We start from the raw sequence: 23,137 nt of genomic DNA, 5'->3' as shown, positions 1-23,137 counted from the left end.
TCGACGATCGTGGCCGCCGGCCCATTCTGCACCCGGCGGACCCGCCTGTTTGTCCCCGATCCTCGCGGGTAGGCCTTCTCTTGCGCCGGACGATCCGGGGCGAGTCGAACAGCGGCACGGGCATCCGGGAGGCGTCGAGTGCGAGCAATGGTCTACCGCGGTCCGTACCGGGTGCGGGTGCAGGAGAAGGACCGGCCGGTCGTGGAGCACCCCAACGACGCGATCGTACGGGTGACACGGGCCGCCATCTGCGGCTCCGACCTGCACCTCTACCACGGGATGATGCCGGACACCCGGGTCGGGATGACGTTCGGTCACGAGTTCGTCGGCGTGGTCGACGAGGTCGGGCCGTCGGTGCGCAACCTCAAGCCCGGCGACCGGGTGATGGTGCCCTTCAACGTGTACTGCGGGTCGTGCTTCTTCTGCGCCCGGGGCCTCTACAGCAACTGCCACAACGTGAACCCGAACGCCACCGCGGTGGGCGGCATCTACGGCTACTCGCACACCTGCGGCGGCTACGACGGCGGCCAGGCCGAGTACGTCCGGGTGCCGTTCGCCGACGTCGGGCCGAGCCCGATCCCGGAGTGGATGGACGACGACGACGCGGTGCTGCTCACCGACGCGCTCGCCACCGGCTACTTCGGCGCGCAGCTCGGCGACATCGCCGAGGGCGACGTGGTGGTGGTCTTCGGCGCCGGGCCGGTCGGCCTGTACGCGGCCAAGTCGGCGTGGCTGATGGGCGCCGGCCGGGTCATCGTCATCGACCACCTCGACTACCGGCTGGAGAAGGCCGCCTCCTTCGCCCACGCCGAGACGTACAACTTCGCCGAGTACGACGACATCGTCGTACACATGAAGAAGATCACCGATCACCTGGGCGCGGACGTCGCGATCGACGCGGTCGGCGCGGAGGCGGACGGCAACCTGCTCCAGCACGTCACCGCGGCGAAGCTGAAGTTGCAGGGCGGCTCGCCGGTGGCGCTGCACTGGGCCATCGACTCGGTACGCAAGGGCGGCACGATCTCGGTGATGGGCGCGTACGGGCCGATGTTCAGCGCGGTGAAGTTCGGCGACGCGATGAACAAGGGGCTCACGCTGCGGACGAACCAGTGCCCGGTGAAGCGGCAGTGGCCGCGCCTGTTCGAGCACATCCGCAACGGCTACCTCAAGCCCAGCGACATCGTGACCCACCGGATCCCGCTGGAGCACGTCGCCGAGGCGTACCACATCTTCTCCGCCAAGCTCGACGGCTGCATCAAGCCGCTCATCGTCCCGAACGCCGCCTGAGAGGACCGGGTGCCGACCATGCCGTACACGCCGGACAAGCCGAAACTCGCCGAGTCCCCGGACGAGCTGCGTGCCCGTATCCCCGGGTGGGGCGCCGACCTCGACCCGGCGGACCGGCCCGCCGTACCGAAGGAGCGCTTCGCCCCGGAGATCACCGGCGCGCACTGGGAGTTCCCCGAGCGGCAGCCGGAGAAGTGGCCGCGCGAGCGGTCGATCGAGCACAAGTTCCTCACCCCGGTCTTCGGCACCTCGTGCCCGCCCAAGGGGCTCTCCGGCGTGATCCGCCGCTACTCGTACCGCCGGTTCAGCGAGGGCCGTGCGGCGCACTGGCTGCTGCTGCTCGCCGCCGACCGGGTCGACACCGCGGAGAGCAGGCTGGGGTCGCTGTTCAGCCGTAACCCGGACAACCCGGTGGCCGAGACGGGCGTACGCAGCGAGTTCACCCACCACGGGCTGTCGTCCCGGCGCGGCAACCGGGTCGACAAGGTGCACCACCCGCTCGACCCGGTCGTGGTCGCCGCGCCCTGGGTGCTGGCCGGAGGCGTCGCGTTCCTGCTCGTACGCCGGGTGGCGCGCCGCCGTCGCTAACGCTGCCAGGAGTCGAGGCCGCGGACCGCGGCCCGGGCGACGTCGTCGGCCAGGCCGGGGTCGTTACTGGTGCCCTCCCAGCCCTGGTCGTGCACGACCGTGACCGCGTCGGCGACCCTGATCACGAGGATCTGGCTGGTGGTCCGGCCCTCGGCCGGGCTGCCGTCCAGGCCGGTCGCCGGCCGGCTCACTGTGACCAGCAGTGCCTCGTCCCCGGTCCCGGCCATCGGCTGGGACCGGACGGTGACGGTGCCGCCCGAGGCCTGGAACGACCGGCAGTCCGCCACCGCGCCGCGGACCCGGCGCAGGTAGTCGGCCGCGCCGGTGCCCTCGAAGGCGAAGACGGTCTGGTGCAGCGTGCCGTAGGGGACGTTCTCCGGCGGGTCCTTCGGCTGCTTGTAGGCGCTCGTCATGGCGGCGCTCGCGGTGACCGACCGTCCGCCGCTGCGGAACTCCTGGTCGCACAACCCGGGCAGCGCGTCGGTGACCTCCATCGGCTGCGCGTCGGACTTGCGCAGTTCCGGCGGCAGGTCGGCGAAGGCGGACTTCGGGATCGTCACGCGCCCGCCGGACGACTGCGACGCCGACGGCGTGGCGGCCGTGGGCGCCGCGGCCGCCGAGGTCGCGCCCGGGCCCGCGTCGCCGCCGCCGTCGTCCTCACCGCCGTCGCCACACGCGCCGGCCAGCAGCGCGGTGACGAGCAGGGGTACGCCAAGCATCCGCCTACGGCGGCTCGGTGTCCTCACGTCGACCTCCGTCCCGTGCCCGTCCCGACGACGTTCCCGATGCCACGCCACCCGAAACGGCACCTCCCGTCCCCCTGCTTCCCCAACGCCCACACCCCCTGCCACGTTCCGGCGCGGAGGTCACTCGCCGGTCAGGTATTCGCAAAGGATTGTTTGTGCAAGCGCGTGTTTGCGATAGTGTGCGGGGCATGCGCTCCGATCCGGTCCTCGACCTCGCCTTCGCCGCCCTCGGCGACCCGGTCCGCCGCGCCCTGGTGACCCGCCTGGCCCAGGGTGAGGCCACTGTGGGCGAGCTGGGCGAGCCGTTCGACCTGACGCCGCAGGCCATCTCCCACCACGTCGGCGTGCTGCGCCGGTGCGGCCTGGTCGAGCAGCGACGGGAGGGCACGCGGCGACCCTGCCGGCTGCGCGTCGACCGGCTCGCGCAGCTGAGTACGTGGATCGACGAGCAGCGCCGTGCCTGGGACGACCGTCTCGACGCACTCGAAACCCACCTCGCCGATCCGGAGGCGACCCGGTGAGGGCGCGCACCGAACGGCACGGGGACGAGCTGATCGCCCGGCGCCACCTGCCCGCCGGCCCGGATCGGGTGTGGACCGCCTTCACCTCGCCGGCGGGCATCGCCGCGTTCTGGGGCGGCTCGCACGCCACGGTGCCGCGGGCGTCGGTGACTGTCGACCTGCGACCGGGCGGGGAGTTCGCGCTCGGCACCCGCGCCCCGGACGGCCGGACCGGGCGGCTCCGGTTCGTCTATGTACGCATCGACAGGCCACGTGAGCTGGTGTTCGACGAGCCGGTCACCGGGCTGCGCACGACAGTCACGCTGCGGCCCGCCGGGGACGGCACCGACCTGACGGTGCACCAGCGCAAACTCCCGCCCGAGTTGCGCACCGACCAGGCCGCCGACGGGCTCGCCTCGATCCTCGACGCCCTCGCCGCCCACCTCCGACACCACGACGATGGAGACCACAGTGACCCGAGCAACCCAGCGTGACCTGGTCGCCGAATACTTCGCCGGCTTCCGGGCCGGCGACCACGAGCGCATCCTCGCCACGCTCACCGACGACGTCGAGTGGGTCATCCACGGCCACCGGACCACGCGGGGCCGGGCGGAGTTCGACGGCGAGATCGAGAATCCGGCGTTCACCGGCAGCCCGCGGCTCGACGTCGAGCGCGTGCACGAGGACGGGCCGGTCGTCGTGGTGACCGGCGAGGGCCGGGGCGTCAGCGTCGAGCACGGGCCGTTCCGCTTCGCCTTCAACGACCTGTTCACGTTCCGGGACGGGCTCATCGCCCGCGTCGACTCCTACGTCGTACCGCTGGGGGCCGCCGGGTCCTGAGAGCGGCGGACGCCGGGCCGGGTGAAGGCCCGGCGGTACGCCGACGGCGAGGTCCGCATCGCGGCGGTGAAGTGGTGCCGGAACGTCACCGCCGTCTCGAACCCGACGGTCGTGGCGACCTCCTCGACCGGCGCGGTGGTCGTCTCCAGCAGCGGCAGGCTGGCCTGCACGCGCCGGTCGATCAGCCACCGGATCGGTGTGGTGCCGGTGGCCCGCGCGAAGTGCCGCAGGTAGGTACGGGCCGACATGTGGGCCTGCCTCGCCAGCCGGTCGACGGTGATCGGGGTATGGAGGTTCGCCAGCGCCCAGGACATGCTCGCGGCGAGCCGGTCGTCCTCCGGGTCGCCGGGCACCGGCGCCTCGATGAACTGCGCCTGGCCGCCCTCGCGGTGCGGCGGTACGACCAGCCGGCGCGCCACCGCGTTGGCGATCGTCGGGCCGTGGTCGCGGCGTACCAGGTGGACGCAGAGGTCGAGACCGGCCGCGCTGCCGGCGCTGGTGAGGATGTCGCCGTCGTCGACGTAGAGCACGTCCGGGTCGACGCGTACCGTCGGGTGGCGCCGGGCGAGCAGGTCGGCGTACCGCCAGTGGGTGGTGGCGCGGCGGCCGTCGAGCAGGCCCGCGCCGGCCAGGGCGAACGCGCCCGAGCAGATCGACACGATCCGGGCGCCGCGCCGGTGGGCCGCACGGAGCGCGCCGGTGAGCGCCGGTGTCGGGTCGGCGTGCACGTCGGCGACCCCGGGCACGATCAGCGTGCCGGCGGCGGCGAACGCGTCGAGGCCGTGGCCGGTGTGCAGCGTGGCGCCGCCGACCAGCCGCACCGTGCCGGGGGTCTCCGCGCAGACGGTCAGCTCGTACCAGGGCACGTCGAACTCGGGGCGGGGCAGGCCGAAGACCTCGGTGACGATGCCGGTCTCGAACACCGACATGCCCTCGTACGCGAGCACCGACACGGTGGTGCGGTTCATGGCGGGATCTTAGCGAAGGGTGTCGCTCGCGCCACTGGAGCGGCCGGACGGCGGCCACCACGATGGGTGCCATGTCGAACGTTCTGCGTACTCCCCCTGCCCGCCCCGCCGAAGCCCTCGCCCACTTCGCGGCCCGGCTCTCGTTCGAGGCCGACGTGAGCGACGTGCACGCCGACCTGGAGGCGGGCGTCCCCGGCCTGGTCGTGGTCGACTCGCGCTCCCTTCCGGCGTGGCGGCAGGGGCACATCCCCGGCGCCGTACACCTGCCCACCGCGGAGATCGCCGCCCGGGCGGGCGAGCTGGTCCCGCCGGACGCCACAGTGGTCACCTACTGCTGGGGGCCGGGCTGCGACGGCGCCACCCGCGCGGCGCTGGAGTTCGCCCGGCTCGGCCGCCCGGTCAAGGAGATGATCGGCGGGTACGAGTACTGGGTGCGGGAGGGCTTCCCGGTACGCACCGAGGCAGGGCTCGTGCGGCGGCCCGCCGACGACCTCACCGCGCCGGCCGGCGCGTCGTGCGGCTGCTGAGGCGTGTCGGTTCCGTACAAGACGCCGGCCGACGGCCGTTCCTAGCATGGCCGCATGCGTGATCTTGTCTACACCGGATTCATGTCGCTCGACGGCGTCGTGGACTCCCCCGGCGGCGGCCCGGGCGAGGAGCACCGCAGCGGCGGCTGGGTCGTCAAGGACGTCGAGTTCCTGCCGGAGGCGTTCTCGCTCAAGGGCGAGGAACTGGCGCAGACCACGGCGCTGATGTTCGGCCGGCACAGCTACGAGGCGTTCGCGCCGACCTGGCGCGACTCCGAGGACCACGCCGCCTACCGGGACCTGCCGAAGTACGTGGTGTCGTCCAGCCTGCCCGAGGAAGCGCTGGTCGACGGCTGGGGGCCGACGACGGTCCTGCGCTCGACCGCTGACGTCGCCGCGCTCAAGCAGGGCGACGGCGGCGACGTCTTCATCCACGGCAGCGCGGAACTCGCCCGCCGTCTCGCCGAGGCGGACCTGATCGACAGGTACCACCTGCTCGTCTTCCCGGTGCTGCTCGGCGCCGGCAAGAGCCTGTTCAGCCAGGCCGACCGGGACAAGCAGGCGCTGCGGCTGCGCGACTGCGCCGCCTACCCCAACGGTGTCGTCAAGCTGATCTACGACGTGACCCGCTGAGCGGGGTCCAGCGCTATCGCACCACCGGCGCCCGCGCGCAGCTCACCGGCCGTCCGCCCGACGTACCGGCGCAGCGCGCGGGCCAGGTGCGGTTCGTCCACGTACCCGAAGGTGGTGACCGCGTCGGCGGGCTGGCCGCCGGCGGCCAGCAGCACGGCGGCGCGGCGCACGCGGTCGATCTGCCGCACCGCGCCCCGGGTCAGCCCGGTCGCCGCGCGAAAACGGCGTTCGAGGGTCCGCGGTGAGGCCGGTGGGCGGCCGCCGCGCAGGGTCTCGGTGACGAGCGGGTCGCGGACCACCACGCCGGCGCGGACCAGCCGGTCGACCAGGGCCTCGGCGTCGTCCGGGCCGGGCGTGGCCCACCGGCCGCCGTCGAGGCGGAACGTCCGGCGGCCCACGTCGGGCAGCTCGGCGCCGCCGTCGACCAGCGCGGGCGTGGGTACGGCCCGCAGCGAGGTGCCCACCGCGAACTCGATGCCGACGAATGTCGCGCCCTCGGGCACCGGCGCGGTGCCGGTAGCGGTCTCGGGGCCGGACACGGCCGCGTACGAGCGCCCGTCGCGCTGCCAGAACACCAGTCCCCAGCACGGCGTCGCCACCGAGGTCATCTCGTCGACCCGATCGCTGGTGCAGGTCCACACGGTGTCGATCCAGGCCGAGTCGGACGCCCGCGTGGTGAACCGCAGCTCCACGGCAGGAGCATACGGCGACCCAGGTGGGGATCATTCGCTCACCGCCTCGCACGGTCCTTCGCATTCCGGAAAGGACGGTCGAGATACGGAGGTGGAATGGACCGGTTGGGCGAGCGTTGCGCGCAGTGTGCCGAATCGCTAGCGTCGCGGGATGACCGACGAGCCACCGGTACGGATCGCGCTGCGGGTCAATGACGTCACGGCGGCCTCGACGTTGTATCAGAGTTTCGGTTTCGTCTCGGTGGGCACGGTGCCTGGCGCTGATGGTGGTCTCGCCATGGCAATCCTCCGGCGAGGTCCGTTGCAGTTACTGGTCGACGCGCTGGTTGGCATCCCGTTCCCGGACAGCGCCCGGGAACGTCAGACGAAGACCGGCCCGCGCGGGCTCGGCGTTGTCATCGGTCTCGAGGTTGACGACATCGACGAAGCGGCCCTGCGGTGTGAAGCTGCCGGCTGCGTCATCAGTGCCGGTCCGGCGAAGGCGCCGTGGGGAGAGAGGTACGTCGAGTTCGAGGACCCGTTCGGCTATGCGTGGAAGTTCTTCCGGGTGACCGACTCGACGCACGACGGCTTGCAGTCCGTCCACGATCTGTGGTTCGGGCAGGCGGGCTCGTGATGCGCCCTCTTCCGGGCAGTACGAACACCGTACCGCCGTCGTCGCACTACCGGGCGGCGGACTCCTGCCCGTTCCGCTCCTCGTCCCGGGCGGGGTAGCCGAGGATCTCGGCGAGGTCACCGGCGGCGGCCGTGTACGCGGCGTAGATGTCGTCGTCGAAGTGGTTGCGCCAGTCGCCGGACGCGCCCTTGCGGTAGTGGGAGATCCGCCCGGGCGTCTCCTTCGACTTCTTCATCTTGCTGAAGCTGTAGCGGGTCAGCAGCGCCTCCAGCTCGGCCGGCGGCAGCGTGATCCCGCAGTGCCGCATGAGCTGGTCGACCTCCTCGGTCTGCCGTTCGCCGGTCAGGTCCTCGTAGCGGAACAGCCGGAACGTCTCGTCGCTCGGCGCAACCCCCCAGGACCGCATCTGTGCGAACTGCTTCTTGTCGCGCAGCCGGTCGATGACGTAGAGCATGCCCTCCTTCTTCGGCAGTTCCTGGAGGGCCTTGCGCGCCTGGGGGATGTCGCCCATCGGGGCGTGCGAGTTGCGCAGCGAGAAGTAGCTGGACACGACCACGTCGCGCGGATCGCGGATCACGAAGAACGCGCGGTAGCTGCCGGCCTTGGGGACGGCCTCGAACCGCTTGTGGGAGAGGAAGATGGCCAGGCCCACACGCCCGGCCGGGACCGGCGCGGTCGCGCCGCCGGAGTAGAAGCGCGGGTCGTACGGCAGCAGCCCGCAGTGGCGGTAGACGGCCGGGTCGCTGAACAGCGCCTTGATCCACTGGCTGCCGGTCTTGCGGACGGTGCAGTGGAAGATGTTGTCGAACTCGCTGCGTTCCACCACCGGAACGGTGAGTCGCATACGGGCGTTGCGTGCTTCCATCTGTGCCCGCCGGGCCTTGACCCGCAGAGAATTCGGCGAATTGTGCTTGGCGAATTCGACGGCCCGATTAATCATTTCCCAACCTCATCCGGACCCCGCGGAGCAGGGGCAGCACGAACACCTTTCCGCACGTCACGCAGGTGAAGTCCGCAGACCTCGCCTGCTCCGCCCCGCGCCCCGACGCGCCGCTAGGAATATCCCCGACGGTCCGATTGATGTCAATCCCGGACAGCTGGGAGAAAGCTGAAAATCTACAATTTCCATAGGAATTGCGGAATAAGCGTGAGGGACAGCAGCGCCCGCCCGCACACCGGCACAATGAGCGCCGTGCCCACCGCCACCCGTGATCTGCTGACCGCCCTCGACCCGCTGCCCCACCGCGACCGGACGCGGCACCTCGTGGCGTGGGCACGCACCGCGCCCGAACGGGCGCAGGTCTGCGCCGACCTGCGCCGGCACGGACCGTACGAGCGGCGTCTCGCGCTGCTCGCCGCGCTGGCGACCCGGGACACCGCGGCCGCCCTGGCCGCGACGTTCGATCCGGACCCGTCGATCGCCGCCACCGCGCTGAGCGCCGCCGTGCGGGCCGGCGTGACGCCCTCCGACCTGACCGACCGGCCGGCGAACGCGCGGCGGTGCGTCTACCGGGCGCTGCGCCGCGACCCGGCGCCGGCCGTCGCCGACGCGCTGATCATCGGGGTACGCGAGCGGTTCGGTGACCACGAGGCCGCCGCGTTGCTGCCGGCCTGCGGCCCCGAGACGGTACGGGCCTGGCTGCCCGACCTGGAGCACGCGCTGAACGCCGAACGGCTGATGCGGTCGCACTCCGACATCGTGCTGGCGCGCACCGGTGAGCGGATGGCCGTGGCCCCGCCGGAGTCGCGCGGGCAGATCTGGGCGGAGGTCGCCGGCGCGGTGCTGCGCGGCGATCCGGCGCGGGCGCTGGACCTGCTCGACGGGTACGCGCCCGAGGAGTCGCTGCCCGGCCCGCTCGTCGCGTACGGGCGGCTCGCCGCATACGACGCGCGCCGGGTCGTACGCCTGCTCACGTCGCCCGCCCGCGCGGCCTGGCTGGCACGGACCACGCTGCCCCGGGCGCTGCTGCACCGCCTCGCCGCGCTGCCCACGGGCGAACTGGTCCCGCTGGCCGCCCGGCTGCGGGAGCACGATCGCGCGCTGGCCGCGTTGCTGCGCGCCGTCGCACCGAGCCGCCGCGCCGAGCTGTACGACGGGGCGCTGGCCGACACCGACACCACGGCGTCGCTGCCCGGCGCCCAGGTGATGGAGGTGCTGCCGGCGGCGGTACGGGCGCGCGAGGCGGCCCGGGTGCTGACCCTGCCGTCGGTCCGCGAGCGGGAGGAGCAGGTGCGGTTCTGGAGCGCGTACCTGCCCTGGCCGGAGGCGTCCGCGTCGGCGAGCGCGGCGCTGCGCTCGGGCGACGCGGACGAACGGGCGGACGGCTGGCGGCTGCTGGTGGCGGCCGCGCGACGCTCCCGCGACCCGCGCACGGTGGCCCAGGTGGTGGTCCGGCTCGGCCGGCTGCGCAACGAGCAGGACCCGGTACGGGCGGCCGCGCTCACCGCGCTCGCCACTGTGGCGCCGCTGCTCACCGCCACGAGTGCCGGTGGGCTGACCGGGCTCACCACCGACGCGGTCGACGCCCGGGACACCTCGGCGACCACCACCACCGGGTTGAGCCGGCTCGCTGTCGACGTCCTCACGCATCACGTGGACGTGCCGGAGCTGGTCGAGTGGGCACTGCTCACGATCGACGTGGTGAGCAGCGACGCGACGGTGCCGGTGCTGCGCCGGCTCGACACCGTGCTGCGGCACGGCCAGGAGGCGGTGGTGTTCGACCGGCTGCGCGGCCGGATCGAGGCCGGCATGGCGCGCGGCCGGTACGGGTTGCTGTTCGCGTTCACCCACGCGCTCGGCCGGCGGGCCTGGCGTCTGCCGGAGCTGCAGGACATGCTGCGCCGGACGATCGGGCCGGACACCCTGCCCTCGGTGGCCCGTACGGCGGCCGGGCTCTGGCTCGCCGATCCGCGTACCCGCTCGCGGCGCGTCGCCGAGGTGCTCGACATCGACGCGTCGGCGATCGCGATCGGCGAGGTGTGGGCGGTCGTCTGCGCGTCCCGCACCGACCTGCTCGACCGGGTGCTGGACCGGCCCCCGCGCGGCCGGTTCGTGGAGAACGGGAAGCGGTGGGTCCCCGGCCCGGCGCGGCACGCGCAGCGGTGGCTCCCCCGCCACCAGGAACGCTTCGTGGCGCTCCAGGCGCGCGTCGTCGCCGACTCCGGTCACCGGGTGTGGCGGCGGGCGGCGGCGATCCAGGCCGCCGCCGGGGCCGGACCGGCCGGACGCGAGCTGGTGCTGCGCCACGTTGACGCGTCCGAGGTGCCGGTCGCCGAGGCGGCGCTGGGCGCGCTGGTCTGGACCGACCGGCCGGACGAGGCGTTCCCGGTGCTGCTCGGGTACGCCGACGGCGATCGGGCACGCGTCGCGCTGTACGCCGCCGGGCGGGCCGCCCGGTACGTCCCGCCGGCCCGGCTGGCCGAGCTGCTGGGCGGGGTGCTGACCGGCGCCGCGAAGGTCACCAGCCGCAAGGAGGCCGCCCGGCTCCTGGCCCGCTACGCGCACGTGGACGTGATGGCGGCGCTCGGTGAGGCGTACGCCGATCCGGGCACGCACCGCGACGTGCGCGCGGCGATCGTCTCCGCCGCCCGGCAGCGGCTGGGCTCCGAGGCGGGCTGGGCGGTCCTGCGCGCGGCGGTGCACGCCGGCCGGGAGGAGCGGCGGGCGGTGCTCGGCGCGTACCCGTCCGGGATCTCGCAGCGCCACCGCCGCACCTACGCCGCGTTCGTGGTGCAGGCGTGCCGGGCCGACGACCGGGAGGTCCGCCGCGCGGCGTTCGACGCGCTCGGCGAGTGGTGGCCGTGGCTGACCGGCGTCACCGACCTGGTCGTGGACCGGCTCACCGACCCGGACGAGACGACGCCGGGCATCGGGGTGGCGCACCTGCTGCGGGCCGGTGGCGACGCCGCGTTCCGGGCCGCGCTGACCCGGCTGGTGGAGCGGGACGCCGCCGACGACGACCCGGGCGGTCCCGCCGCCGACCGGCCCGCCCGGCGGCGCGTCGAGCTGCTCGCGGAGGGCGCGGCCCTGTGGTCCGACAGCCGCCCGGCCGCCGCCGACCGGGCCGGGCTGGTCGAGGCCGCGCGGTGGCTCGCCGGCCGGGACACCTTCCTGGGTACGGCCACCGGGCTGCTCGTCGATCTCGGCCGCCTCGACGACCTGGACGAGGTCGCCGCGCTCTGCGCGGGCCGGCCCGTGGTCGCGGTGCGCACCGCGCAACGCGTCGGCGACCGCCTGCTCACCATGCGGCGGCGGCCCGACCCGGCGGCCCTCGCCGGCACGGTGGCCCGCCTCGCCGGGCGCGGCGACCTGGCCGGCGGGCTGTTCGCGGTGGCGCTCGTCGCGCACGGGTCGGAGTTCGGCTGGAAGACGCCGTGGCGGGAGCTGCTACTCGGGTTGCGCCGGCACCCGGACGCCGACGTGCGGGAGGCCGCGTACACGCTCGACATGAGCTGACCACGCCGGACGTCGCCCTATGCTCGGGGCGTGACGCTTCAGCGGATGGACCACGTCAGCGTCGTGGTGGACGACCTGCCGGCCGCGATCGCCTTCTTCACCGAACTCGGCATGGAGGTGGAGGGCGAGATGCCGGTCGAGGGCGCCTGGGTGGACCGGGTCAACGGCATGGACGGCGTCCGGGTCGACATCGCGATGATGCGTACGCCGGACGGCCACGGCAAGCTCGAACTGACGCGGTTCCGGGCGCCGGCGCTGGTCGCCGCCGAACCGGTGGACGCGCCGCCGAACACGCTGGGCCTGCGATCGGTCATGTTCGCCGTGGACGACGTCGACGACACGGTGGCCCGGCTGCGGGCCCACGGCGGCGAGCTGATCGGTGAGGTGGCGGACTACGGCGACGTCTACCGGCTCTGCTACCTGCGCGGCCCGGCGGGCGTCATCGTGGCGCTGGCCGAGCAGCTCGGCTGACCGCTACCCGGCGTCCACGGCGGCCAGCACCGTCATCGCCTCCCGTTCACGGACGGCCAGGTCGGCCAGGACCGCCGACGCGCGGGTCAGGTGGGTGGCGTCGCCGGTCCGGCCGGCGGTGGCGACGTGGTCGGCGACGGCGGTCCACAGCGGCGCGATGTCGGCGTACATCCGCTGTGCCCGCCGCACCCGCGCGTCGCCGGTGACGGCGGCGGCCTCGGCGAGGTAGTCGCGGTACACGGCACGGAACAGCGCGCCGCCGGTGCCACCACGTTCCATGAGCGTCGCGGCGAGCGGAAGGTCGCGGGCCGGATCGGCGGCGCGGTCCAGCCAGCGGGTCACCCGGGCGGCGGCGGTGGCGATCCCCCGGTGGCCGAGGTTGGCGATCGGCGGGTCGAGGAACGCCCTGGCGTTGGCCCGTACCGCCGCGCGGACGGCGGCGTCCAGGTCCGGCGGGGCGCCGGGCGCGGTGAGCGTGTACGACAGGTGGCGCGCGGTCATCGGTCCGCGCGCGGCGCGCGCCCGCGCCAGGCTCTCCAGCGTGGTGGTCACCGCACCGCCCTGCTGGGCGGTGTCGACCAGGTGGGCGTGGGTGTCGTCGTAGCCGTACATCGCCACCGTGTGCCCACCGAAGTGGACCTTCGTCGTGAAGTAGTCCAGGTGGTACGAGTCCAGTTGCAGGCCGACCGGATGCCCGGCGTCCAGCGCGTCGGTGACGTCGCGCCACGCCTTGGCCGCCGACGTCGTCTCGCGGACGCGCAGGTCCAGGCCGAGGCGGCCGGCTGCGGCCCGGGTCACGCACAGCGGCTTGGTGCGCCCGCCGAGGAACGGCACGTCCATGCCCTTGGCGTCCCAGTAGACGAAGCCCAGCCCTTCGCCGAGGCCGAACAGCATCGGCTCGGACAGGTCCAGGCCGGCGTGCCGCGTCAGCACGCCGAGCGTGGTGGTCTCGCAGTGCGCCCCACCGGTCGGCGTCACGTCGTCGAGGATCACGTCGACTCCTGTTCCGCCGTCACGGCGTCCGGGTCGTGCGCCACGGCTGCGGCGCCCGCTTCGTGCGTTGCGACGACGGCGCCCGGGTCGTGGCCGGGGGCCGGGGACAGCAGCGGGCGCAGCGGCCCGTCGCCGGGGACGCCGGGCATCCGGCGGGCCACCCCGGCGAGCAGGTCGGCGGCCTGGACGCGCGGGTCGTCGCGCGAATCGGTCATCACCAGCCCGGCCAGCGGTGACGGGCCGGCCGGATCGCCGGCGGCCAGTGCCGCCTGCAGGCGGCGCAGCCGGTCCTCGGTGAGCGCGCTCTGCTCGTCGTGGATCACCAGCACCCGCCGGCGGCCGCCGCTCCAGTGCAGGACGGTCTCGGCCAGCGCCGGCAGCAGCGGCTCCAGCGGCGGCGGGATCGTCCGGTCGCCCGCGTACAACCGGGCCTGCACGGCTGCCACCCGGGCCGGGTCGAGCGCGTCGAGAACCGCGCCGGCCTGCGCGTCGTCGCGGACGTGGCGCCGCAGCGCGTCCCGCGCGGCGAAGAATCGTGCCACGCTCCGGTCGTCCGCCCGGTCCCGCCGCTTGGTGCGCAGCATCTCGACCACGGCGGCGAGGAAGACCGCCCAGTCGGGTCCGGCCGCCCGCCCGGCCCGGTGCAGCGCCGTCGCGGCCGGACGCCGGTCACCGGCGAGGCGGGTGCCCGCCGCGTACGACGGGTCGGCCAGCAGCAGGTCGACGACCCGGGTGGCGAGGAAGAACTCCTTGTCGACCAGGTGCACGTGCGCCCGGCCGCGCAGCGCCGACAGGAACCACTCCACCGCCTCGGCGGCTTCGCGGCGGCGCAGGAACTGCCGGGACTTGACCTCGTCGGGCGAGAACCGGAACCCGGAACGCAGCGTACCGATCAACGCGGCCGCCTCGTCACGGCTCAGGTCGACGCTGGCGTGGACGATCACCGGGGTGGCCGGGTCGAGCAGATTGGTGCCGGAGAAGCCGGACTCGTCGCAGGCGATCTCCAGCACCGCGCCGGTCAGCGCCTCGCCGGGTGGCAGCCCGCCCTGGAGCGGCAGCCTCGCACCCGTCGACCCGGCCATGCCGACCATGCTCGCCCACCCGGCCCGCGGCGGACCAGCGGTTAACCCGGATCGGTTCGGCGGCGGGCCGTGACGCCTCATTCCACCGGCCGGTAGATCGCGCTCAGGCGCGGCAGGCGGGCGCGCATCTGCTCGTCGTCGTCGAAGTCGAAGTCCTCACCGGCCGGGTCGGCCGGCGCCTGGACGGGAGCAGCCCGGTCGGCGGCGTCGAGCGCCTCCCAGAACGCGTCGGTGCCGCCGCCGGTCGCCTGGGCGTAGGCGTCGCCCGCCGCGCTCAGTACCGTCTCGCACTCGACCGCGTCGTCGTCCGGGTCGACGCCGGCCCCGGCGAGTGAGTCGGGATCGGCGACGGCCCGCTCCCAGACCGCCCGCCCCTGCGCGACCAGCCAGCCGCGGAAGTAGTCGAACCCGTCGTCCGAGCAGCCGCCGCGCATCAGGTAGGCGGCCGCCCACAGGTCCCAGCGCCACCCCTCCTCGGTCACGTCGTCGTATGCCTGCTCGAAGCCCACGATCGCCGCCGGACTCAGCACCGACAGCTCCGCGACCAGGTGCCGGGCCACGACGTCGGCCCCCTCGGCGGTGACCGTCTCGCGTCCCGCGGCACGGCGCGCCCGCTCCACGATGTCCCAGAACGTCTCCCGATCCACGGCGGGACCGTACGCCGCCCCACCGACAAGCTGTCAGCGGCCGTGTCAGCGCCGTGTCAGGGCGGTGGCGGTACGGCCGCCCATGGTGGGCGCATGACGAGTTCAGCGATAGCGGTCTCCGGACTGCGCAAGGCGTACAAGGACCGGGTGGTGCTCGACGGCATCGACCTGGACGTCCCCGCCGGGACGATCTTCTCGCTGCTCGGCCCGAACGGGGCCGGCAAGACGACAGCCATAAACATCCTGACCACCCTGATCCGCGCCGACGCCGGGTCGGTGCGTGTCGCCGGGCACGACGTGGTCACCGAGGCCAAGGCGGTGCGCGCGGCGATCGGGGTGACCGGGCAGTTCGCGGCGGTGGACGAACTGCTGACCGGGCGGGAGAACCTGCAACTCATGCTCGACCTCGGCCCGCGCAACCGCGTTACCGGCAAGCGGGTCGTCGCCGAGTTGCTGGAACGGTTCGACCTGGTCGAGGCCGCCGACAAGCTGGTGTCGACGTACTCCGGGGGCATGCGCCGCAAGCTGGACCTGGCGATGACGCTGGTCGGCGAGCCGCGGATCATCTTCCTGGACGAGCCGACGACCGGGCTGGACCCGCGCAGCCGGCGCACCATGTGGTCGATCATCAGGGAGCTGGTGGCCGGCGGCGTGACGGTCTTCCTCACCACCCAGTACCTCGACGAGGCCGACCGCCTCGCCGACCGGATCGCGGTGCTCGACCAGGGCCGGCTGGTCGCCCAGGGCACGCCGGAGGAACTGAAGCGCCGGATCCCCGGCACGCACGTGCGGTTGCGGTTCGGCACCGTCGCCGAACTCGACGCGGCGGCGCTCGTGCTGCCCGACGCGGTACGCGACGAGGAGGCGCTGGCACTGAGCGTGCCCACCGACGGCGGGACCGCGGCGCTGCGCGCCCTGCTCGACCGGCTCGACGCGCACGCGATCAGCGCCGGCGACCTGTCCGTACAGACCCCCGACCTCGACGACGTCTTCCTGGCCCTGACGGGCCGCGCCCCGGAGGTGGCCGCGAAATGAGCAGGAACCACTCGGTCGTCATGCTGCGCCGCAACCTGACGCACCTGCGCCGCAACCCGACCTCGGTGTTCAACGCGGTGCTGATGCCGATCATCGTCATGCTGATGTTCGTCTACATGCTCGGCGACGCGTTCTCCGTCGGCGTCGACTACGTCGACTACGCGACGCCGGGCCTGATGCTGCTGGCGGTCTGCTACGGCCTCGGCGGCACCGCGACCTCGGTCAGCTCCGACATGACCAAGGGCATCATCAACCGGTTCAAGGTCATGCACGTCTCCCGGGGCGCAGTGCTGACCGGCCACGTCGTCGCCACCGTGCTCACCAACGTCCTCGCGGTCGCGGCCCTGGTCGGGGTGGCGTTCCTGCTCGGCTTCCGCCCGGCCGCCGATCCCCTGCACTGGCTCGGTGCGGCCGGCATGGTGGTGCTGCTCAGCGTCGCCGTCAGCTGGTTCACCGTCGCGCTGGGCCTGTTCGCCAAGTCACCCGAGTCGGCGGGCATGGCCGCCGTGCCGCTGGTCCTGCTGCCGTTCTTCAGCAGTGCGATCGTGCCGGCGGACAAGATGGGGCCGGGACTGCGGCAGTTCGCCGAGTACCAGCCGTTCACGCCGATCATCGAGACGCTGCGCGGCCTGCTCGAAGGCGCGCCGTCGGCCGGTGACGTGATCCCCGCGATCGCCTGGTGCGCGGGCATCGCGGTGATCGGCTACCTGTGGGCGCGGTCCACGTTCACGAAGCGAGCGTGATCTCGACCAGCCGCTCCCAGCCGGTCTCCCGGCCCTGTGCGACCGCCTCGGCGAACCCCGCGTCGCCGAGGCGGTCGCGCGCTGCCGCCTCGATCCGGGGCACGTCGGGGTGGGCGCGGTCGGGCAGCCCGCGTACCGCGGTGGCGGCACCGAGCAGCCGCGCCGCCTGGTCCGGCCGGTCGAGCCGCACCGCCAGGTCGGCGACACCGACGAGCACCTGCGCGGTCAGCGGCGCGTAGCCGCCCTCGCGCGCCGCCCGGCACGCCGCCGCCCGATGGGTACGGGCCTGCTCGACGTCCTCGGCCAGGTAGCCCAGCAGATCCTGGGTGCCCGCCCGGACGCCGGCCAGGTCCGCCTCGTCGCCGAGCAGCGCCGACACGGACCGCAGTTGCGCGTACGCCTCGTCCGCGTCGCCGTCGTGGCGGGCCAGGTACGCCCGGACCAGCGCCAGCTCGGCCAGCGCGCCCGGCCAGGCGACCCGGGCGGCGAGCCGGTGCGCCTCGGCCACGGCGGCGGCGCTCGCGGCCTCCTCGCCGCCCAGCCGGTACAGCCAGGCCAGCCGCGCCCGCATCCGGATCACGTCCTCGACGGCGCCGACCTCGGTGACCGCCGCGACGGCCTGCTCGTAGTACGCGCAGGCGGCGGCGACGTCACCGCGTACGGCGATCAGCTCGGCCAGCTCGCTGAGCGCGAACGAGATCCCGAAGCGTTCGCCCACCTCCCGGAACTCGGCGAGCGCATGCCGCAGGCACGCCTCCGCCTGCGCCGCCTCGATGCCGAGGATGACCCGCAGCTTGCCCAGGTGCAGCCGGGCCAGCGCGCGTACCCACGGGTCCTCGTGGTCGAGCAGCGACTCCCAGGCGGGCAGCAGCGCGTCCGGCTCCCGCAGCATGCGCTCCATCGGCACGACCAGGGCCAGCTCCGGGTGACCGCCACGGCCTTCCCCGCTCAACCGGTACGCCTTGTGGATCCACTCGGCCGCGTGCTGCGCGTCGCCCGGGCCGGAGCTGAGGAACAGCACCACGAGTCCGTACACCACGGCGCGGATGTGGTCGGGCACGTCGCCGGGCGCCTCGGTGGCCGCGATGATCAGTTCCATGCCCTCGGTCCGGTGGCCGCCGAGCCACCAGTACCAGCCGGCGCCGGCCGCGAGCCGCATCGCCTCGCGCCCCTCACCCGCGGCGAGCGCACCGCGCATCGCGGCGGTGATGTTGTCGTGCTCGGCTTCGAGCCGGGCGAGCCAGGCGAGCTGGTCGGCGCGGCGCAGCCGCGGCTCGGCGGTCTCGGCCAGCTCGGTGAAGTACGCCAGGTGCGCGTGGCGCGCGAGGTCCTCCTCCCCGGCCTCGGCGAGCCGCTGCGCGGCGTACTCCTTGATCGTGCCGAGCATGCGGTAGCGCGGCGCGACGTCGCCGGCGGCGACCAGCAGCGACTTCTCGGTCAGCGCGGTGAGCAGGTCGAGCACGTCGCCCGGCTCGACGGCGCCGCCGGCGCAGACCCGCTCGGCCGCGTCCAGGCGCGCCCCGCCGGAGAACACCGACAGCCGGCGCAGCACCGCGCGTTCGGCGTCGGTGAGCAGTTCCCAGCTCCAGTCGACCATCGCGCGCAACGTCCGGTGCCGGGGCAGGGCGGTCCGGCTGCCACCGGTGAGCAGCCGGAACCGGTCGTCGAGCCGGGTGGCGAGCTGGTCGACGGACATGGCGCGCAGCCGTGCCGCGGCCAGCTCGATCGCCAGCGGCATGCCGTCGAGCGCGCGGCAGATCCGCGCCATCGTCATCGCCGTGCGGGCGTCGGACGCGAGGTCCCGGCGGACCGCGACGGCCCGGTCCCGCAGCAGGCGGACGGCGGGCGACGACTCGACCTCGGCGACCGCGGCGTCGCCGTCCGGCAGGCCCAGCGGCGCGACCGGCCACAACACCTCCCCGGTGATGCCGAGCGGTTCCCGGCTGGTGGCCAGGATCCGCAGCCGCCGGCACTCGCCGAGCAGCCGGTGCGCCAGCGCCGCCGCCTGTTCCACGACGTGTTCGCAGTTGTCCAGGATCAGCAGCATCTCCCGGTCCCGGATCGCCGCGACGAGCCGGTCGTCCGGCTCCGCGCTGCCCGCGTCGCCGAGCAGCGCGTCGCGCAGGCCGAGCCCGGAGATCGTCGCCTGTGCCACGTCCCCGTCGGCGCTGATCGCGGCGAACTCCACCAGCCACACGCCGTCCGGCAGGTCGCCCGTCATCCGGCGTCCGGTCTCGGTGGCCAGCCTGGTCTTCCCGGAGCCACCCGGGCCGGTGAGCGTGGTGAGCCGGTGCTCGGCCACCAGCGCGCCGACGGCGGTGAGGTCGGCGTCCCGGCCGACGAAGCTGGTCAGCTCGGCGCGCAGGTTGGTCCGGCGGGTGTCGTCGCGGCGTGCCGTCTCGCCCCGCAGCAGGGCGACGTGCAGCGCCGACAGTTCCGGCGACGGGTCGGCGCCCAGCGCGTCGGCGAGCGCGTCGGCGGTGCGCTGGTAGACCAGCAGCGCCTCGGTGTCCCGGCCGGCCGCGACGAGCGCACGCATCAGTGCCATGGCGAGCCGCTCGCGTACCGGATGGGCGGCCACCAGGTCGGTCAGCTCCGGGATCAGGTCCGCTTCCCCGCCGAGCCCGGTCTCGGCGTCGTACCGGTCCTCCGTCGCGGTCAGGCGCAGCCGTTCCAGCCGGGTCGCCGCCGCGTCGAGCGCGGGGCTGTCGGGCAGGCCGACGTCGCGCAGCGCGTCGCCGCGCCACAGGCCCAGCGCCTCGCGCAGCAGCCGTACCCGCTGCGGCCCGTCGCCGTCGCGGGCCCGCCGGACGAGACGTTCGAACCGCACGGCGTCGACGGCGTCGGGCTCGACGGCGAGCCGGTAGCCGTCCGGCAGCCCGTCGACGGCGCCCGCCGGCAGCGCCTTGCGCAGCCGGGACACCAGCCGTTGCAGCGCGTTCGCGGCGTCGGCGGGCGGCTGCTCGCCCCAGATCCAGTCGACGAGCGTCGCCTTCGGGACCACCCGGCCGGGCTGGAGCGCGAGGGCGGCCAGCAGTCCGCGCAGCCGTGCGCCCGGCACGTCGGCCGGTAGGCCGCCGTCCGTGGTGACCTGGAACGGCCCGAGCAACCCGATCTGCACGCGCCGATCCTGCCACGGCCGGCACCCCGGTCCGGTCCGCCGCCCCGCCGGTCAGGTGGCCAGGCGCAGATGCCGGCGCTGCCGCAGTCGCACCGCTGCGGCCACCACGACCAGCACCGTGAGCGCGACAGCGAAGACCAGCCCGTGGGTCAGGCCCCGGACGAGGTAGCCGCCGTCGGTGTGGTCCACGGCGTACGTGGCGAGCTCGCGGCTGAACCAGAACGGCAGCGCCCGGGTGGCGCTGCCCGCCGGGTCCATCACCATCTGGAGACCGACCACCGTCAGCAGCACCAGCGTGCCCTCCAGCTCGCGCGGCAGCACGGCGCTCAGCAGCAGGCCGAACGGCACCGACACGAACACGGTCAGCGCCATGATCAGCGCGATCGCGCCGTACCGCACGTCGCGCTGGTCGGCCAGGACGAGCAGGAAGTACGGGGTGGAGAGCAGCACGCCGACGGTCCAGAGCGCGAGCAGCCGGCCGAGCACCAGGTGCCGGCTGCCGTAGCCGGAGAGCCGCAGGCGGGGTTCCATGCCCCGCGCCGCGCTGCCCGCGAACAGCGCGGCGGTGCTGAGCGCCCAGGCCAGGCCGAGACAGACGAAGCGGATCGACTGCCCGAGAAAGTCGCCGCGGCGGCTCAGGTAGAAGGCCAGCGGCATCAGCAGCAGGATGACCAGCACGGTACGGCGGCGCAGCAGCTCGCGCAGGGCGGCCTCGGCCACCACGAGGGTCCGGCTCATGCGTTCCGCTCCCCGGAAAGATCAAGCACGACGTCGACCCGGTCGAGCTGGTTGAGCAGGTGGGTGACGACCACGACGGCCTTGCCGGCGTCGCGCCACCGCCACACCTCGTGCCAGAAGTCGAGGTAGGTGCCCCGGTCGAACCCCTGGTAGGGCTCGTCGAGCAGCAGCACGTCCGGCTCGCCGAGCCGGGCCAGCACCAGGTTGAGCTTCTGTCGCGTGCCGCCGGAGAGGTGCCGGGCCTGGGTGCGCCGCGGCGGTGTCCACTCCAGCCCGGCCGCCTCCGCGCGCCCGGCCCGCCGCGCCGCCGTCCGGCCCAGCCCTCGGCCGGCGCCGATCAGCACGAAGTGCTCGTCCGGGCTGAGGAACTCGGCGGTGCCGCCGTCCTGCGGGCAGTATCCGAGCGTGCCGTGCACCTCGACGGTGCCCGCCTCCGGGCTCAGCAGACCGGCGCAGATCCGCAGGAACGTGCTCTTGCCGGCGCCGTTGGCGCCGACCACCGCCGCGATCTGGCCGGCCCGGACGGTGAGGTCGACCCGGTCCAGGACGGTGCGTCCCCGGTAGCGCTTGGTGACGCCCCGGGCGGCGAGCCGCACCGGTCCGGGCTGGCGGCGCGGCGGCCGCACGTCGGGGCCGCCGAGGCTGTCGACCACCGCCCGGGCGTACGTCTCCGGCGCGCCGAAGACCCGCAGCGGCGATTCCCCGCTGTCGAGCAGGTGGGTGGCCGCCTCGGCGACGACGTGACCGGTCAGGTCGGGCCCCACCCCGTGCCGGCGCAGCTCGCCGGTCAGGGCGGCGAGCCAGGGTTCGTGGTTCACCGCTTCGGCTCCTCGCGCAGTATCGTGCCCACGCTCGACGCGAAGGCGCTCCAGTCGATCGCGGCGGCCCGCAACGCCGCGCTGCCGGCCGGGCTGATCCGGTAGTACTTCCGCGCGGGCCCGGTCCCGCCCTCCCGCCAGTGCGCGGTGAGCAGGCCGGAGCGCTGCAACCGCAGCAGCACCGGGTAGAGGGTGCCGCCCTGCACGGTGCCCAGCCCGTGGGCCCGCAGCGCCTGGGACAGCTCGTAGCCGTAGGACTCGCCGCGGCTCAGCAGCGCGAGCACGCAGAGGTCGAGCACCCCGCGCAGCCACTGCGCCCGCCGTTCCTGGTTCATTCCGCTCCGCACTGTCCCGATCGGACGACATCCGGCGATGACGGTAGCGCCGCCATCTAGGTAGCGCAACCATCTAGTGGGCCTCCTCCGGCCCGGCGAGGCTGATAGGTTGCGCGCTCCGCACGGGTTCGACGGGGGAATGCGCATGTCCGACACGGGGGCCGGATCCGAGCAGGGACCGGCGGGGGACGCGGAGCAGCGGGGAGAGACCCCCGGGATGCGGCCGGCCGGCGAGCCGCCCGGCGTTCCCGGGCCGCCACCACCGCCCGCCACCGGGCCGGGTCACGGGTCGCCCGATCCGGGTTACGGGCCGCCCACCGCTGGTCCGCCGTACGGGCCGTACCCGCCACCCGGCCCGCCGTCGTCCGGCCGCGGCCGCGCTCTGGTCGTCGCCGTCGCGGTGCTGAGCGTGCTGCTGCTGGTGGCGTGCTCGGGCCTGATCGGCGGCGCGTTCCTGCTGGGTTCCTCGCCCCGCGAGGTGGCCGAGCGGGAGCCGGCCGCGCCACCGGCGGCGCCCTGGCGGTCGTCCGGCGCGACGCCCACGCCGGGTGCGACGGCGAGCGCGGAGCCGTCGGCGCGCGGGCCGCAGCCGAGCGACTTCCCGGCGGCGCAGATCTCCGATCTGAACGACGTGTGCGACGGGGTTCTCTACTTCCCGCAGTCGCCGAAGCGCACCGGAGCGGCGCCGCACCCGGTGGCACTGCTCGTCGGCACCGACCTGGGCACGGGCAGCCGCCGCCACGACCAGGTCTACTACTACGACGAGGGCCTGTCGAAGCGGGTGGAGCGGACCTGGGCGTCGGAGGACCCGAAGGTCGTGCAGATGGTCGCCTGCCTGGATCGCACGAGCACCGGCACGACGATCCGCAAGTGCCGCTACGACGACCCGGAGCCGGACACGCTGACGCTGCTGAAGGCCACCTACCGCCTGCGGGTGTACGAGGTGGCGACCGGTCGCCGGCTGCTGGACAAGACCATGGGCGGGGACGACCAGCAGTGCCCGTACGTGGTCCTGTACGGCCAGGACAAGAAGATCTACGCCGAGGTCAGCCACCGGTCGATCCTCGGGGCGCTGCGCAACCTGGTGAAGCGGTAGGCGAACGGCGACGAGCGACGCCGGCCCCCGGATCGGGCCGGCGTCGCTTGCTGTCGGCCGTCAGAGTGTGGTTTCGCTGGTGAGGCCGAAGTAGTCGTGCCATTTGGTGCTGGGGGCGAAGGTGGTGCCGGTGGAGAGGGCGACGTAGATGTCGTTGGTGGTGTTTTTGGTGAAGACGATGAGGTCGTGTTTGCCGTCGCCGTTG

Annotated in this window: 24 protein-coding genes; 13 read left to right on the top strand and 11 right to left on the bottom strand. The window is 74.0% G+C overall.

The features are described 5' to 3' along the window. Positions 1 to 147: 147 nt before the first annotated feature. A complete protein-coding gene (locus F8279_RS12110) occupies positions 148 to 1,287 on the top strand; it encodes a zinc-dependent alcohol dehydrogenase (protein ID WP_225853240.1) in 1,140 nt (379 codons plus the stop codon). Between the two features lie 18 nt (positions 1,288 to 1,305). Continuing rightward, positions 1,306 to 1,875 (top strand): hypothetical protein, encoded by a 570-nt coding sequence (locus F8279_RS12105; RefSeq protein WP_091423426.1) that lies wholly within the window; start codon positions 1,306 to 1,308, stop codon positions 1,873 to 1,875. On the opposite strand, the gene F8279_RS12100 is transcribed toward F8279_RS12105, so the two are convergent. Beyond that, complete coding sequence (locus F8279_RS12100) at positions 1,872 to 2,594, bottom strand: hypothetical protein (RefSeq protein ID WP_091423424.1); 723 nt, start codon at positions 2,592 to 2,594, stop codon at positions 1,872 to 1,874. The two genes, F8279_RS12105 and F8279_RS12100, sit on opposite strands and share 4 nt — an antisense overlap. 215 nt (positions 2,595 to 2,809) lie before the next feature. Between F8279_RS12100 and F8279_RS12095 the strand changes: the two genes are divergently transcribed. From F8279_RS12095 to F8279_RS12085, 3 genes are read left to right on the top strand one after another with little or no spacing between them, the layout of a single operon-like run. Next, on the top strand, positions 2,810 to 3,142 hold the full coding sequence (locus tag F8279_RS12095) for a helix-turn-helix transcriptional regulator (RefSeq protein WP_091423421.1): 333 nt from the start codon (positions 2,810 to 2,812) through the stop codon (positions 3,140 to 3,142). After that, complete coding sequence (locus tag F8279_RS12090; protein ID WP_091423419.1) at positions 3,139 to 3,615, top strand: SRPBCC domain-containing protein; 477 nt, start codon at positions 3,139 to 3,141, stop codon at positions 3,613 to 3,615. The genes F8279_RS12095 and F8279_RS12090 overlap by 4 nt, the downstream gene beginning before the upstream one ends. Next, positions 3,593 to 3,961, top strand: a complete 369-nt coding sequence (locus F8279_RS12085) for a nuclear transport factor 2 family protein (protein ID WP_091423416.1) — start codon at positions 3,593 to 3,595, stop codon at positions 3,959 to 3,961. The genes F8279_RS12090 and F8279_RS12085 overlap by 23 nt, the downstream gene beginning before the upstream one ends. Here F8279_RS12085 and ftrA read toward each other — a convergent pair. Further along, positions 3,928 to 4,929, bottom strand: coding sequence for a transcriptional regulator FtrA (gene ftrA, locus F8279_RS12080; RefSeq protein ID WP_151499968.1), 1,002 nt, complete (start codon positions 4,927 to 4,929; stop codon positions 3,928 to 3,930). The genes F8279_RS12085 and ftrA overlap by 34 nt on opposite strands. Before the next feature lie 62 nt (positions 4,930 to 4,991). On the opposite strand from ftrA, the gene F8279_RS12075 reads away from it, so the two are divergent. Next, positions 4,992 to 5,456, top strand: coding sequence for a rhodanese-like domain-containing protein (locus tag F8279_RS12075; protein WP_151499967.1), 465 nt, complete (start codon positions 4,992 to 4,994; stop codon positions 5,454 to 5,456). 54 nt (positions 5,457 to 5,510) lie between these two features. Continuing rightward, entirely contained in the window at positions 5,511 to 6,089 is a 579-nt protein-coding gene (locus F8279_RS12070; RefSeq protein ID WP_151499966.1) for a dihydrofolate reductase family protein, read from the top strand. Here the strand turns inward: F8279_RS12070 and F8279_RS12065 are convergent. Next, complete coding sequence (locus F8279_RS12065; RefSeq protein WP_091423402.1) at positions 6,071 to 6,781, bottom strand: helix-turn-helix domain-containing protein; 711 nt, start codon at positions 6,779 to 6,781, stop codon at positions 6,071 to 6,073. The genes F8279_RS12070 and F8279_RS12065 overlap by 19 nt on opposite strands. A gap of 151 nt (positions 6,782 to 6,932) precedes the next feature. On the opposite strand from F8279_RS12065, the gene F8279_RS12060 reads away from it, so the two are divergent. After that, positions 6,933 to 7,397 carry a glyoxalase/bleomycin resistance/extradiol dioxygenase family protein gene (locus F8279_RS12060; RefSeq protein WP_151499965.1) on the top strand — a complete coding sequence of 155 codons (465 nt, stop codon included), beginning with the start codon at positions 6,933 to 6,935 and terminating at the stop codon, positions 7,395 to 7,397. A 46-nt stretch (positions 7,398 to 7,443) separates the two neighbouring features. Here F8279_RS12060 and F8279_RS12055 read toward each other — a convergent pair whose 3' ends face one another. Further along, entirely contained in the window at positions 7,444 to 8,337 is an 894-nt protein-coding gene (locus F8279_RS12055) for a sulfotransferase domain-containing protein (protein ID WP_151499964.1), read from the bottom strand. Between the two features lie 243 nt (positions 8,338 to 8,580). On the opposite strand from F8279_RS12055, the gene F8279_RS12050 reads away from it, so the two are divergent. Continuing rightward, the gene (locus F8279_RS12050; protein ID WP_151499963.1) at positions 8,581 to 11,853 is read left to right on the top strand and encodes a hypothetical protein; all 3,273 of its coding nucleotides are present in this window, start codon (positions 8,581 to 8,583) and stop codon (positions 11,851 to 11,853) included. 45 nt (positions 11,854 to 11,898) lie between these two features. Next, positions 11,899 to 12,324 carry a VOC family protein gene (locus F8279_RS12045; protein ID WP_091423387.1) on the top strand — a complete coding sequence of 142 codons (426 nt, stop codon included), beginning with the start codon at positions 11,899 to 11,901 and terminating at the stop codon, positions 12,322 to 12,324. Positions 12,325 to 12,327: 3 nt separating this feature from the next. Here the strand turns inward: F8279_RS12045 and F8279_RS12040 are convergent, their stop codons facing one another. The 3 genes from F8279_RS12040 to F8279_RS12030 form a co-directional block, all read right to left on the bottom strand. Then, positions 12,328 to 13,317 (bottom strand): BtrH N-terminal domain-containing protein, encoded by a 990-nt coding sequence (locus tag F8279_RS12040; RefSeq protein ID WP_151499962.1) that lies wholly within the window; start codon positions 13,315 to 13,317, stop codon positions 12,328 to 12,330. Further along, positions 13,314 to 14,399 carry a hypothetical protein gene (locus tag F8279_RS12035; protein ID WP_151499961.1) on the bottom strand — a complete coding sequence of 362 codons (1,086 nt, stop codon included), beginning with the start codon at positions 14,397 to 14,399 and terminating at the stop codon, positions 13,314 to 13,316. Before F8279_RS12035 ends, F8279_RS12040 begins: the two co-directional genes overlap by 4 nt. A gap of 77 nt (positions 14,400 to 14,476) precedes the next feature. After that, entirely contained in the window at positions 14,477 to 15,046 is a 570-nt protein-coding gene (locus tag F8279_RS12030; RefSeq protein ID WP_151499960.1) for a DUF4240 domain-containing protein, read from the bottom strand. A gap of 93 nt (positions 15,047 to 15,139) precedes the next feature. Here F8279_RS12030 and F8279_RS12025 point away from each other — a divergent pair, with 93 nt between their 5' ends. Further along, the gene (locus F8279_RS12025; RefSeq protein ID WP_151499959.1) at positions 15,140 to 16,081 is read left to right on the top strand and encodes an ATP-binding cassette domain-containing protein; all 942 of its coding nucleotides are present in this window, start codon (positions 15,140 to 15,142) and stop codon (positions 16,079 to 16,081) included. Then, positions 16,078 to 16,824 carry an ABC transporter permease gene (locus tag F8279_RS12020; protein WP_151499958.1) on the top strand — a complete coding sequence of 249 codons (747 nt, stop codon included), beginning with the start codon at positions 16,078 to 16,080 and terminating at the stop codon, positions 16,822 to 16,824. The genes F8279_RS12025 and F8279_RS12020 overlap by 4 nt, the downstream gene beginning before the upstream one ends. Here the strand turns inward: F8279_RS12020 and F8279_RS12015 are convergent. From F8279_RS12015 to F8279_RS12000, 4 genes are read right to left on the bottom strand one after another with little or no spacing between them, the layout of a single operon-like run. Then, complete coding sequence (locus F8279_RS12015; RefSeq protein ID WP_151499957.1) at positions 16,808 to 19,945, bottom strand: BTAD domain-containing putative transcriptional regulator; 3,138 nt, start codon at positions 19,943 to 19,945, stop codon at positions 16,808 to 16,810. The genes F8279_RS12020 and F8279_RS12015 overlap by 17 nt on opposite strands. Before the next feature lie 51 nt (positions 19,946 to 19,996). Then, entirely contained in the window at positions 19,997 to 20,683 is a 687-nt protein-coding gene (locus F8279_RS12010) for a hypothetical protein (RefSeq protein ID WP_091423369.1), read from the bottom strand. Then, positions 20,680 to 21,501 (bottom strand): ATP-binding cassette domain-containing protein, encoded by an 822-nt coding sequence (locus F8279_RS12005; RefSeq protein ID WP_091423366.1) that lies wholly within the window; start codon positions 21,499 to 21,501, stop codon positions 20,680 to 20,682. The genes F8279_RS12010 and F8279_RS12005 overlap by 4 nt, the downstream gene beginning before the upstream one ends. After that, complete coding sequence (locus tag F8279_RS12000; RefSeq protein ID WP_225853239.1) at positions 21,498 to 21,848, bottom strand: PadR family transcriptional regulator; 351 nt, start codon at positions 21,846 to 21,848, stop codon at positions 21,498 to 21,500. Before F8279_RS12000 ends, F8279_RS12005 begins: the two co-directional genes overlap by 4 nt. A 133-nt stretch (positions 21,849 to 21,981) precedes the next feature. On the opposite strand from F8279_RS12000, the gene F8279_RS11995 reads away from it, so the two are divergent. Next, a complete protein-coding gene (locus F8279_RS11995) occupies positions 21,982 to 22,932 on the top strand; it encodes a hypothetical protein (protein ID WP_151499956.1) in 951 nt (316 codons plus the stop codon). Positions 22,933 to 23,137 lie beyond the last annotated feature (205 nt).

Origin of the sequence: Micromonospora sp. AMSO1212t (genome assembly GCF_008868145.1) — a bacterium.
Taxonomy (GTDB): Bacteria; Actinomycetota; Actinomycetes; order Mycobacteriales; family Micromonosporaceae; genus Micromonospora; species Micromonospora tulbaghiae.
This window is presented reverse-complemented; position numbering and strand designations above follow the sequence as displayed.